Genomic DNA, 13,312 nt, shown 5'->3' on the forward strand with positions numbered 1-13,312 from the left:
TCAATGGCCTTGCAGTAGCTACTTGTAATAAGCAGTTGTATATGCTATCCGACTGTTGGGAAGTATACAGGTAGTGGTTACAGATATAGCTCTCATAATTACATGCTATACAGCTATTCTACTCTATTATTAAGCTTTATTGGCAAATGTCATTAGCCACATAAGTTGATCTTCTTATTTACACATCCTGATCAGGAACGTAATATAACATTATACCTGCAGCTATACCTCTGTGTAGTTACAATTGTATAACGATAGCAAATGCAGCTCGATATTCCCTGCTAGGGTAACCGGTTATGATGGGCTTATCCTATCAGGGATTTCATTATTGAAAACTTTGTGGCTGATGAATATCGATTGAAAAACAACGAAGATAAAAAATTAAGCAATCGTTTGTGTAGATTAAGCAAACGATTGCTTTCAAGTTTCATTTTTTATTTAGAAAAAAGTGTTATATTATTGTTATAGAGATTAAGTTCTTACATAAGAACCAAATATAAATCCAATCCAAAAGGATTTTTCTATTGACTGTTTAGTTTGTTTTAAAATAGGTGATTTTTTAGAGGGACCAATTGGTCCCTTTAAATTTATATGAACTTTAAATTATGGATTCTAGAAGAGATTTTCTAAAAAAGGCCGGAATATTGTCATCACTGGCTGTTTCACTCCCTACTTTGGTCAATGCCAATACGGCAGCAGAGTCGTTTAATATGTGTGGCCATGCAGCTCCAAAAATTGATAAAGTCAGAGTAGCGGTGATTGGACTGGGCATGCGCGGTCCTGGTGCTGTTGAACGGTTATCCTTTATTGAGGGATGCGAAATTGTCGCACTTTGCGACAAACATCCGGATCGGGTTGAGCGCGCAACAAAAATCGTTACATCGAAAGGTCTAACAGCTCCGAAAGCGTATTCAGGTGAAGATGGCTGGAAATCCTTGTTGAAAGAAGAGAAACTCGATCTCGTCTATATTTGTACGCCTTGGGATTATCATACTCCGATGAGTATTGCCGCGATGAAAGCGGGTAATCACGTGGCTTGTGAAGTGCCGATTGCTTTGACGATCAAAGATTGTTGGGAGGTCGTGAAGACATCTGAAGCGACTAAAAAGCATTGTATGATGCTGGAAAATTGCTGTTATGATTTCTTCGAAATGCTGACATTGAATATGGTGCGCCAAGGCTTGTTTGGCGAACTCGTCCATGCCGAGGGTGCTTATATTCACGATTTGCTTGATCTTAATTTTGCAAAGAATGGCTATGATAACATGTGGCGCCTGAGAGAAAATATAAAATTAAATGGAAATCTATATCCTACTCATGGACTTGGGCCTGTGGCACAATGCTTAAATATCAATAGAGGGGATAAGATGGATCATCTTGTGGCAATGTCTTCCAATGATTTTATGATGGGAGAAAAAGCAAAAGAGCTAGCGGCCAAGGATTCTTTTTTTCAGGAATTTGTCGGAAAGAAATACCGCGGTAATATGAATACAACGCTTATCCGCACCGCAAAAGGAAAAACGATTATGCTGCAGCATGATGTCACTTCTCCTAGACCTTACTCTAGATTACATACACTAAGTGGAACCAAAGGGTTTGCACAAAAGTATCCTACGGAGAATATTGCTTTTGGCCATGAATTCATTACAGAACAGAAATTAAAAGAACTGTACGATAAATACACACCAGAATTGGTGAAATATATTGGTGAGCAGGCAAAACAGGTTGGTGGACACGGTGGGATGGATTTTATGATGGACTGGCGTCTGATTGACTGTTTGCGCAACGGATTACCTTTGGACCAGGATGTCTATGATGCTGCTTCATGGAGCTGTATCGTGCCATTGAGTTTCGAATCTGTAGAAAAGAACTGTAAAACAGTTGATGTACCGGATTTTACAAAGGGTGCATGGAAAAATAATACGCCGGTAGAAATCACGTTAAAAGGCGGTGGAAATACGCCTATTCGTTCTAGATCAGCGAAAAAAGAAAATATACAATTGGGCGTATAGCCCTCTTATATAAAATGACTTATTGAAGGGGAACTTTTTATTGTTCCCCTTTTATGTTTATCTTTAATTATGTTATTCAATCTGACTCTAATTACCTGTTTATCGTTATTTTCCACCAAGGATACACTTTCCTGTTGTGTTGGGGAAAATATACCTACGCGCGCAGGTATGATAAAATCCCAAATTGCTCAGTTAAAAAGTAAGACTACGGACAAGATGATATTAGTCGAAGGGGGCAAATTTTTGATGGGAAGTTCGAACTTTGAAGATAGTAAGCCTTTACATCAGGTGCAACTGAATTCATTTTATATGGACGAACATGAGGTCACAAATGCACAGTTTGCGCAGTTTGTAAAGGAGACAGGTTATATAACTGTTGCTGAGCGGGAGCTGGATCCGAAAGATTTTCCAGGGGTGGATCCCAAGATGTTAGTTCCGGGATCGGCTGTATTTTCCAAACCTAAAGAACTCAATTCATTAAACAATTATCTGATGTGGTGGGAGTATGTCCCTGGTGCAAACTGGCAACATCCCGAGGGACCGAATAGCTCGATAAAGGATAAAATGAATTATCCGGTTGTTCAGGTTGCCTATGAAGATGCTGCAGCTTACGCGAAATGGGCAGGCCAACGATTACCTACAGAAGCGGAATGGGAATATGCGGCTAGAGGACGTAAAGATGCAAACGATGACTTGTATTATTGGGGCAAGGACTTGAAGCCTAATGGTAAATGGAGCGCCAATATTTACCAGGGAAAATTTCCTGTACAAGATTCGAAAGAAGATGGCTTTGAGGGGACTGCGCCTGTAAAATCATTTCGGGCAAATGCGTTGGGACTGTACGATATGGAAGGGAATGTGTGGGAATGGTGTGCTGATTTTTATAGACCCGATTATTATCAGCATAGTACAACTGCTAACCCCAAAGGACCACAAGATTCTTATGATCCGCAGGAACCAAATCTTGAAAAACGCGTTCAGCGGGGAGGGTCATTTCTTTGCAATGATCAATATTGCGAAAGGTATAAAGCCGGAAGCAGAGGAAAAGGGGAGGTCAACAGTCCTACAAATAATGTTGGGTTTCGCTGTGTAAAAGATATAAAATAGAAAAGGCTTGCATTTGCAAGCCTTTTCTATTTTATATTATTGATATGTCTTATTGTGCATTCAAAAACATTGATTTTTGATTGTACAATTCTCTGAAATAAGGATCTTGAAGATCTTTGATAAAGCGAATTGCTTCACCAGTTGATTTCATCTCAGGGCCTAATTGCTTGTCTACTTCAGGGAATTTATTGAAAGAGAATACAGGTTCTTTAATCGCGTATCCTTTCAGTTTACGTTCTATTGTAAAGTCTTTCAATTTATTAACACCCAACATAACTTTAGTTGCAATATTGATGTAAGGAACATCATAAGCTTTAGCGATGAAAGGAACCGTACGTGATGCACGTGGATTAGCCTCGATAACATATACATTTTCACCTTTTACAGCAAACTGAATGTTTAATAGACCTCTTACGTTCAATGCTTTTGCTAGTTTAATGGAATATTCTTCCATTTTATCCTGAACAGCTTGTGATAGGCCAAATGGAGGCAATACAGCTGAAGAGTCTCCCGAGTGGATACCAGCAGGTTCAATATGTTCCATCATACCAATGATGTGTACATCTTCACCATCACAGATTGAATCTGATTCAGCTTCTTCTGCACGATCCAAGAAGTGGTCGATCAGGATATGGTTTCCAGGAAGGTTTTTCAACAAGTTGACAACAGCTTTTTCTAAATCTTCATCGTTGATAACAATGCTCATGCCTTGTCCACCCAATACGTAAGAAGGACGAACCAATACTGGATATCCAACTTCGTTTGCAACTTGTAATGCTTCTTCTGCTGAAGTTGCTACACCGTATCTTGGATATGGAATTTCCAATTCTTTCAATAGATCGGAGAAACGGCCACGATCTTCTGCCAAGTCCATATTCTCAAATGAAGTACCGATGATTTTTACGCCAAGTTGCTCTAGACGCTCAGCCATTTTAAGAGCCGTTTGTCCACCCAACTGAACGATAACACCTTCTGGTTTTTCTAATTCGATGATCTCACGTACATGCTCCCAGAATACGGGCTCGAAGTATAATTTGTCAGCCATATTGAAGTCTGTCGATACAGTCTCTGGGTTACAGTTAACCATAATCGCTTCGTAACCACATTCTTTAGCCGCCAATAAACCGTGTACACAGGAGTAATCGAACTCGATACCTTGACCGATACGGTTAGGACCTGAGCCTAAAACGATGATTTTCTTTTTATCTGAAGAGATCGATTCGTTTTCTTCTTCGAATGTCGAATAGTAGTATGGTGTTTGTGCAGGGAATTCTGCAGCACAAGTATCTACCATTTTGTAAACACGGTTGATACCTAACTCCTTACGACGATCGTAAACTTGATCCTCTGTTACATTTCCTAATAACCATGCGATTTGTACATCTGAATAACCTTTTTGTTTTAAGGTCATGAAGAAATCGCGTGGAATATTATTCAATTGATAACGACGTAATTCTTGCTCAAGGTGTACCAACTCTTGGATCTGTACTAAGAACCATTTGTCGATACGTGTTGCCTTACGGATAGATTCCAAAGGAACGCCTAATTCGAAAGCATCTTTGATATGGAATAAACGGTCACCACTTGGATGTTCCAAACTGTCCATGATTTCGTCAAGGTTTCTCCATTGACGACCGTCAGCACCTAAACCAGCGCGGCCAGTCTCCAATGATTGACAAGCTTTCTGTAAAGCTTCGATAAATGTACGGCCGATTGCCATTACTTCACCTACCGCTTTCATCTGTAGACCTAATTCCTTGTTTGCTCCTTTGAATTTATCGAAGTTGAAACGAGGGATCTTAACGATCACATAGTCTAATGTTGGTTCAAAATATGCGGATGTTGTCTTTGTGATCTGATTTTGCAATTCATCCAAGTTGTAACCAATCGCCAATTTAGCTGCAATCTTCGCAATCGGATAACCCGTTGCTTTCGATGCTAAAGCCGAAGAGCGTGATACACGTGGATTGATTTCGATGGCAATGATCTCTTCGTTTTCTGGGTTTACAGAGAACTGAACGTTACATCCACCTGCAAATGTACCAATAGAACGCATCATCAGAATAGCCTGATTACGCATATCTTGATAACATTTGTCTGACAATGTCATGCCTGGTGCAACAGTGATTGAGTCTCCAGTGTGGATACCCATTGGATCGAAGTTTTCAATGGTACAGATGATGATAACATTGTCGTTGGTATCACGAAGTAATTCCAACTCAAATTCTTTCCAGCCTAATACCGCTTGTTCTACCAAAACTTCGTGTGTTGGTGAAGCGTGTAAACCTCTATTTAAGGCCGCATCAAAATCTTCTTTTCTGTGAACAAATCCACCTCCTGTACCTGCAAGAGTATAAGATGGACGTATAACAAGCGGATAGCCAATTTCTTGTGCCGCTTCTTTACCTTCAAGGAATGAGTTTGCAATTTTGGATGTTGCAACGCCCACACCGATATCAACCATTAATTGACGGAATTCTTCACGGTTTTCAGTTTTTTCAATGGCAGCAACATCAACACCGATAACTTTTACATTGTATTTTTCCCAAAGACCTAGGTTAGAAGCTTCGATACATAAGTTCAAAGCAGTCTGGCCACCCATGGTAGGAAGTACAGCGTCAATGTTGTGTTTTTGCAAAATTTCTTCAATACTTTCGCATGTTAATGGAAGTAAGTAGACATTGTCTGCAACAACTTTGTCCGTCATGATTGTTGCAGGGTTTGAGTTGATGATGGATACTTCAATACCTTCTTCTTTCAATGAAAGGGATGCTTGAGATCCAGAATAATCAAATTCACAAGCTTGACCGATAACGATGGGACCTGATCCGATGATTAAAACCGACTTAATGGAAGTGTTTCTTGGCATTATATCTAGTTCAAAAAATTAAATTTCCTATTGTAAATCTGAGCAAAGACAATCAAAAGTAGCTCATGGGGAAGGGTCATTCCGACTGCTTTGTCGGAGTGCAAAGTTACATTTTAAATTTTGAAAATTAACTATTTATTTTAAGAATATTTCAGAAAAAATGTAGTTTTTTAGAAAAGTGGTCCTGAAAAAACAAAAACGAGTTGGAAAACATAAGCGATATGTTTTCCAACTCGTAGGCAATAATGGGGTTGATTTGTTTAATAAATGATGATTTCGTCCGTAAACAAGTAGCCTTTTTTTGGATTGCTGGCTTTGATTTTTATATAACGAGCCTGTTGGGCTTTGTCAAGTTTGAGTTCAAACCTTTTGAAAGTCAACTTGGATTCTTTATCGGATATGTCATTTTTGATTGTTCCTACGGATCTGAAGGTACGGCCATTATCCGAAAGTAGGACTTCCATTTCTCCTGGCATATAAACGCCCGGGCCAATCATCTGCATAAAATTCATGGCTACCAGGTGTATTTCTTCTCTTCGTTCCATATCGACAACAACATCAATCGGACTGGTGAATCCTTGCCATTGACCATCGTGATAGGAAAGACCGCCCATGATTCCGTTAGTTAAGGTAGAATCTTTTTGTGCTGGATATCCAGACCATGCTGTGTTGTACGTTACTTTTTTTCCGATAGCACGATGAATGTCAATATCAAAGGATAGGGTTGGACCTATTTTGATAGAATCTTGAAAATAAGCGGCATTGATATGACCTGTTGAGCTGAGTTCAAATGGTCCAGTATATGGCGTAGACAAGATCGTAGGCTCACTGCTATCAATAGTATATCGGATCTGATCCGTTTTTAGTTGCTCCGTTGTCAGCGTAATTTTATTGTTGTTTTTAGCGGCATTGTATGTTGCTGTATAAGCGACATTAAAGGAAGGACGATAATAATTGACGTTTAGATCTTGTAAAAGCTTATAATGTGATTGCAGTCTTCGCTGAAAGTCAGTCCAGCTTTTTCCATCTTTATTCGTCCAATTGACCTCCGCCAAAGCCAATGCCCGTGGGAAAACCATATATTCGAGGTGCTCGGTGGTAGGTACATATTCTGTCCATATATTCGCCTGTGCTCCGAGGATATGCTTCGCCTTATCTCCTTGTATGGCAGCTGGAATAGGATCATACGAATAAACCTTATCAAGTGTAAGGTAACCTCCGATGGCCTCAGGCTGTGTCCGAGGGTCTGTCTGATAAGAATCAAAATAAAGGTGTGAACCGGGAGTCATGATGACATCATGGCCTGCATTTGCGGCCTTTATGCCGCCATCTTCACCGCGCCAGCTCATGACGGTAGCTCCTTCGGTGAGCCCCCCTTGGAGGATTTCGTCCCAACCGATCAGCTTTCTACCCTTGGATTGCAGGTATAGATCCATTTGTTTGATAGCATAGCTCTGCAATTCGTCGACAGATTTTAATCCTTCTTTTTGCATGAGCGCCTGATCTTTTGGGCAGGTTTCCCAATGCTTTTTCTCAGCTTCATCACCGCCGATATGAATGTACTGGGAAGGGAATATCGTGAGGACTTCATCCAAAACATTTTTTAAAAATTCAAAGGTTTTTTCATTGCCGATACAGAATTCTCCCTGACCATAGGGCTTTCCGGAACAGGAGAGTTCTGGATATACGGCCAATACTTCTTCCGAATGCCCGGGCATTTCTATCTCAGGAATAACATTGATTCCTTTGCGGGCTGCATAGTCGACCAATTCGCGGGCTTCTTCCTGCGTATAGAATCCACCGCTGGCATTTGGCTTCCCTTTTTCTACATACTGACGACCATTGTTCCACCAATCTTTCCAGCCCGTATGTGTACGCCAGGCCGCCTTTTGTGTTAACTCGGGGTATTTCTTAATCTCCAGCCGCCATCCCGCTCCATCAGTTAAATGCCAATGAAAGTTGTTGAATTTATAGATGGCCATGATGTCGATATACTTTTTTACAAAAGATAGCGGCATAAAATGGCGCGATACATCCAGGTGTAAGCCACGGTAGGCAAATCGTGGCTCATCGACTATAGTCGCATAGGCTATTTTACTTGGATCAGCTTGTAGATAGCCCAATTGAACCAGTGTGTAAATCCCATTGATAACCTGGGGTACATTCCAGGCCCTGAGCAGCAGGCCTTTTTCATCGATTTGGATGGAATAGGCGTTCTTGCTAAGGTTATCTGCATCAACTGCTTTAATAATGCGAAAGCCTTCTTTTGGACCTTTTTTATTTTTCTTGAGTACTTCGACAGCTAGGCTTTTGATAGCTGGGTGTTCAGTAAGCAGTTGTGTCGCCTCCTGAAATTCATCTGAAACAATAACCTGAAGATGTGTAGAGATAGCGTATGTTCCCGTAGCCAATGTGATTTTCGAAGGTTTGGGTATAATGTCAAAGTTGGTTTGGGCATGTGCAGTAAAGATGGTTGCACCCCCAAGTAACAACATGGATAAAGATCGGCTCAGTCGCATAGTTTTGTTATTAGATTAATGATAATCAACACAAATATCCTAATTTTTGTTTCATAATTCTATTATTGGTGGCAATCGGTCATTTTTTATGATATAAAACCAACAAATTGACGGTTAGAAATTACATTTTTAATCCTTAACTTTGTTGTATGATTGAACTTCCAGTTATTCCGGCAACTCCTGCACAACGCAAGCCTGATTGGTTGCGTGTCAAATTGCCTGTTGGTAAAGAGTATAGACATGTCAGAAGTCTTGTAGACGAGCATAAATTACATACAATTTGTGAGAGTGGAAATTGCCCGAATATGGGCGAATGTTGGGGGGCTGGAACGGCAACCTTCATGATTTTGGGAAATATCTGTACGCGTTCTTGTTCATTTTGTGCGGTAGCAACCGGTCGTCCTTTGGCGGTTGATTTGGATGAACCCAATCGTGTCGCCAATTCTGTCAAGTTAATGCAGGTGAAACACTGTGTGATCACTTCGGTAGATCGTGATGACCTAAAAGATGGTGGCTCGATAATATGGGCGGAGACAATCAATGCAATCCGTAGAGAAAGCCCAGAAACAACCCTGGAAACACTTTTGCCAGATTTTAAAGGACAATGGGATAATTTGGACCGCGTGATCGCAGTACGTCCCGAAGTTGTTTCGCACAACCTCGAAACTGTCCGTCGTTTGACAAGAGAAGTTCGCGTTCAGGCTAAATACGATCGTTCACTCGAGTGCCTACGTCGCATTTCTGAAGCTGGACTCCGTACAAAATCTGGTATTATGCTTGGCTTAGGTGAAACTGAGGAAGATGTTATCGAGGCAATGCAAGATTTATATAACGTCGGGGTGCATATTTTGACATTAGGTCAATATTTACAGCCTACGAAAGCTCACCATCCTGTAATCGAATGGATTACACCTGCACAATTTGAGAAATATCAGAAAATTGGTTTAGAAATGGGATTCAAGTATGTGGAGTCTGGACCGTTGGTTCGTTCTTCTTATCATGCTGAGAAACATTTATTCGATATGCAATAGAAAACAGTTCTAAAGTTTTTTAACAAAGAATACTTTTCGCAAGATATAAAAAGAAGCCTGAGTGATTTTTTTGCTCAGGCTTCTTTTTTTTATAGCCCAACGCAATTGTTTCTTTCCGATGTGGTCTGATGCTTTAAAGGTTAAAAACTGTGCGGAGTAAAATTGTTCTTCCGCGAAGTTCAAATTCATTCTGGGAAATCATATTGGCCGTCATCAGATAAGTACGATAGTTTTTGATATTGGCCAAATTATTCATTTCCAATTCGAAATCCATTTTCCACTTGTTGACCTTGTAGCGCGTAAAAAAGTCTATGAAGGTATAACTTGCATTCTTCATGTTTGTTTGAAAGGTGGCAAGATTGCGCAGGTTTAGCCGCATAAAGCCGTTTTTGAAGGGGCTGGTCGGAAAACCTATATTATGCATCATTGTGGTGGTTTTATTTTGGATCGTATTGTCCAGACCCTGTTGTTTACTCCTGCTCCAATTGAATAGTCCTGAATAGGAAATGTTATAAGATTTAAAGACTTTAGCTTCTATACTGGGTTGAAATAGATAGCTCATACTTCGAATAGGGACTAGGGCATTGTTTAACAATTGATTGTATTTGAAGTGAGAAATGCTTGCTTTTAGTTTGAGGGTACTTGCCAGGGGGAAAATATATTTATCAAACCCGATCTGAGAAGACCAGCGCTCCTGAAGGTTATCCATATTGACCAAGATATTTTCGGTGATGTTATTTTTTATAACGGAAGATAATATCGTGTTGGAAAGCGATCTTGAATAGCTAATACCAGCATTTGCAAATAATACTTTTAGGGTACGGGCTAAGTTATAATTGAGATTAAATGTATGTTTTTTTGATTCATTTAGCGTTGCATTATTTTGGCTGAGCATTCTATAGTTCCGTAATACTGCACCACGGTATATATCTTCTATGTTGCCAATGTCCTGCGCAAATTGATAGTTAAATTGAAGATAGTCTTCTTGAGAAACCTGCCATCTCGCTTTTAAATTAGGATTGATCAGCACAGAATTTTTGGAAGTGGACAGCTGATGACTGACGTCTTCATAATGCGTAAATAAATAGGTGACCGGGATGTCGAGCTGGGTTTCAAACCGATTTGTTTTCCATGAATATTGAGGAGTAATAAATGCTTGGGACCTGCTCCAATGCAGATCATTACGGGTATTATCGCCCAATGTTCGAATATGTTGATCATTATCCGCTATTGCAAGGAGCGAGTTGAAGTGTTGGCGATCTGTATTGAAGCCAATTTGATAGTATTGCTTGATTCTGCCTTTATTGAAGCGATAACCTGTACTGATCTCCGTAAAAAAGGAAGGAACTTCAATTTGCTGGCGACTACTTTTATAGGGAATGCTATCGTTGAGTATTTCTGGAAAAACCCCAGGATAGATCTGTAAAGTCTGTGGTTTATTACCATAATTTAAAGACCAGTTGATTGCAATAATGTCATTGTTTTTAAGTTGGGGTATATAGCTGAACAAGTTGCTGAATCCCTTGATGTGGTGTTTTTGGAACTGCTCGATCTGGCCTGAAGAGTTTGCCAACAATGCTGTTATATCTTTTTTTTCATACTCAAATGACAAGGCATTACTCGCATATTTCTTTTCCGTATTGGTGGATGCCGAAAGTCTGGCTGCGCCGAGCCATCGCGCTGTTTTCAGGTGATTTTGCTCATTAAAATAGACGTCGCCATCATCGAGCAGGTATTGTGTGCTTGAGGTATTATTTTGCCTATCGTTGTCGTATAAAACCTGAATATTTGATTTTAGCTGCCAGTGATTCTTAAGGTTATATAGGTTATTGGTGTTTAGCGAACCTGTATTGTTGAAATAATAGTTGCTTTTAGGAATATTTGGACTGCCTGTTGTGCTCGTCGCCAGGAGATTGTTGATGGGCGAGCTGCCAAACTTGGCCAGTAAAGAGGACTGATTGGCGCCGATGATATCTCCGGAAAGATCATTGCCGGTATTATTACCGCTGAGGACATTCAACATCTTAACTTTTTTGTTGAATAGGATTGAGTTCAATTCAGGATCATAGAGATTGGGCGTGCCGACGCCAATTTTGGCCTGCCCAGTGAGTTTTAGCTTTGCTTCCTCTTTGATAACGAGATTTATGGCGACGTCGTCTGTAAACCTTTTATTTTTAAGGACTTTATAATGTTCGTGATTGTCGAGTACCTGAATGTCCTTTACCATTTTATGCGGGATTGTCCGTGTACCTACACCATAGCGATTTTCCAATAGATCGTCACCGTCAATGTAAAGTTTAGAAACGGTTTTGTCCTGGTATTTAATAAGACCCGATTCAGTAACTTCCATACCCGGAAGACGTTTGATTACGTCGCCTATATTTCGATCCTCTTCTTTGGCAAAAGATCCGACGTCGTAAGAGATTGTATCATTTGAACGGCTTACTTTAGGTTTGCTCTTTACAATGACATCTTGTAGTAGATTGGTTTTTGGTACGAGGGCGATCCGAAGATTGGATGTCTGCGTGCCAAGTTTGAGCTCAAATTTTTCGTAAGTAAGGTGATTGATCTGCAGGTAGAGGCTTGCATAGTCCTTTGTTAATGTAATTGTAAAACGCCCTTCTTTATCTGTCGGTTTGAAAGCGATGATTTTGTTGTCTGAAAGGATGTTGACACTGGCAAAGGGTACGGGATGCTGCATCTTATCCACTTGGACCGTTCCACTAATCGTTTGCTGGGCAAAGGTCATTTGCCCAAGCAAAACGACTATAAATAAACATAAAAATACTTTCATTAAGGCGTCAGCTCTATCGGATTGTTGGTAACTTTTGAAGGTTTGTATTTATCGTCTCTTGAAATATTGAAACTCTTTATTTTTGACGGATCCAAAGCACCAGCAGGGGAGCCTCCTCCGGAGCCGGAACTGGATCTCACTGCAACCATATTTCCCGATGAACCTACACTGATGGTTCTGTTTTTTCCCGATTGGGCTTGCATATAAGCTTGTGGATTGGCCTTAAAGGCTTCCTGAACTTTTTTCACCTCTTCTGCAGTACTTACGATGGCGTTTTGCGGCAGGGCCACCGATGTTTTGCCATCCTCAATTTTGTCGAATCCGGCGTAAGCAAAAATCACTTCATTTTTTGTGTCACGGGCATCCAGAATTAGGCCAGGAAGGCCATGAAGTTTCCACGGACCATAGGAAAACGGCAGTTCGGTTGTAAACCAGGCGATATAGGTTCGGCCTTTGAATGTTGTTTTTGCGTTCTGGCAATTGTAGCCACCAATTTCTTTGCGGTCACCCAGTATTTCCCAATCTTGAATAGGGTAAACCTGTGGAATGGCAAAATTGTCACTGGCAACGCTGACCACTTCGGTCATTTTGTTTTGATTGGCGTCTAATAAATAGGAGGAGCTCGATGGTGTCGAACGAGTAGTAATGTTTAGTGTACCGTCGAAACTGGGGCCCTCCATTTGTTTTTTGACCTCATCTTGCATGCGCTTGGATGAATATGATGTGTAGTAGCTCGCCTGTTGATTCAGGTAAACGACTGTTTCATCGCGTATAAATTGATCCCGTTGGGTACTGTCATTTACATGCTTGAATTCGTAATGTACTTTAGCGATTGCTGGAGTACGCTCTTGTGCAAATAACAGCTGTGTCGCTAAGGATAATAGGAGTGGTAATGAATATTTCATAAATGTATGTTTATATCGTAAATATACGAAATATTCGTAATCATGAAAATTTATTCAAACTTTTCCTTGTAATCC

7 protein-coding genes are annotated in these 13,312 nt (G+C 40.4%); 3 read left to right on the top strand and 4 right to left on the bottom strand.

The genetic code is table 11. From position 1 onward, the window contains the following. The first annotated feature begins 605 nt into the window (after positions 1 to 605). Both M2419_RS18175 and M2419_RS18180 read left to right on the top strand, forming a co-directional pair. Positions 606 to 2,012, top strand: a complete 1,407-nt coding sequence (locus M2419_RS18175; RefSeq protein ID WP_259255493.1) for a Gfo/Idh/MocA family protein — start codon at positions 606 to 608, stop codon at positions 2,010 to 2,012. A 168-nt stretch (positions 2,013 to 2,180) separates the two neighbouring features. Next, entirely contained in the window at positions 2,181 to 3,119 is a 939-nt protein-coding gene (locus tag M2419_RS18180) for a formylglycine-generating enzyme family protein (RefSeq protein ID WP_259255494.1), read from the top strand. 49 nt (positions 3,120 to 3,168) lie between these two features. On the opposite strand, the gene carB is transcribed toward M2419_RS18180, so the two are convergent. Together carB and M2419_RS18190 are read right to left on the bottom strand one after the other, a co-directional pair. Further along, a complete protein-coding gene (gene carB / locus M2419_RS18185) occupies positions 3,169 to 5,988 on the bottom strand; it encodes a carbamoyl-phosphate synthase large subunit (RefSeq protein WP_120333934.1) in 2,820 nt (939 codons plus the stop codon). A gap of 260 nt (positions 5,989 to 6,248) precedes the next feature. Continuing rightward, positions 6,249 to 8,483, bottom strand: a complete 2,235-nt coding sequence (locus tag M2419_RS18190; protein ID WP_228280071.1) for a beta-N-acetylhexosaminidase — start codon at positions 8,481 to 8,483, stop codon at positions 6,249 to 6,251. A 173-nt stretch (positions 8,484 to 8,656) separates the two neighbouring features. Here M2419_RS18190 and lipA point away from each other — a divergent pair, with 173 nt between their 5' ends. After that, positions 8,657 to 9,538 carry a lipoyl synthase gene (gene lipA / locus M2419_RS18195; RefSeq protein WP_046672297.1) on the top strand — a complete coding sequence of 294 codons (882 nt, stop codon included), beginning with the start codon at positions 8,657 to 8,659 and terminating at the stop codon, positions 9,536 to 9,538. A 133-nt stretch (positions 9,539 to 9,671) separates the two neighbouring features. Here lipA and M2419_RS18200 read toward each other — a convergent pair whose 3' ends face one another. Then, the gene (locus tag M2419_RS18200; RefSeq protein WP_259255495.1) at positions 9,672 to 12,332 is read right to left on the bottom strand and encodes a carboxypeptidase-like regulatory domain-containing protein; all 2,661 of its coding nucleotides are present in this window, start codon (positions 12,330 to 12,332) and stop codon (positions 9,672 to 9,674) included. After that, complete coding sequence (locus M2419_RS18205; RefSeq protein WP_120333931.1) at positions 12,332 to 13,237, bottom strand: GLPGLI family protein; 906 nt, start codon at positions 13,235 to 13,237, stop codon at positions 12,332 to 12,334. The genes M2419_RS18200 and M2419_RS18205 overlap by 1 nt, the downstream gene beginning before the upstream one ends. Positions 13,238 to 13,312: the final 75 nt, after the last annotated feature.

Origin of the sequence: Sphingobacterium sp. BIGb0116 (assembly GCF_024808035.1) — a bacterium.
GTDB classification, from domain to species: Bacteria; Bacteroidota; Bacteroidia; order Sphingobacteriales; family Sphingobacteriaceae; genus Sphingobacterium; species Sphingobacterium paramultivorum.

What these genes read in the sequence shown, in the direction of transcription:
- M2419_RS18175 (WP_259255493.1), top strand. Translation starts at nt 606, where the DNA reads ATGGATTCTAGAAGAGATTTTCTAAAAAAGGCCGGAATATTGTCATCA.
- M2419_RS18180 (WP_259255494.1), top strand. Translation starts at nt 2,181, where the DNA reads ATGATAAAATCCCAAATTGCTCAGTTAAAAAGTAAGACTACGGACAAG.
- carB (WP_120333934.1), bottom strand. Translation starts at nt 5,988, where the DNA reads ATGCCAAGAAACACTTCCATTAAGTCGGTTTTAATCATCGGATCAGGT.
- M2419_RS18190 (WP_228280071.1), bottom strand. Translation starts at nt 8,483, where the DNA reads ATGTTGTTACTTGGGGGTGCAACCATCTTTACTGCACATGCCCAAACC.
- lipA (WP_046672297.1), top strand. Translation starts at nt 8,657, where the DNA reads ATGATTGAACTTCCAGTTATTCCGGCAACTCCTGCACAACGCAAGCCT.
- M2419_RS18200 (WP_259255495.1), bottom strand. Translation starts at nt 12,332, where the DNA reads ATGAAAGTATTTTTATGTTTATTTATAGTCGTTTTGCTTGGGCAAATG.
- M2419_RS18205 (WP_120333931.1), bottom strand. Translation starts at nt 13,237, where the DNA reads ATGAAATATTCATTACCACTCCTATTATCCTTAGCGACACAGCTGTTA.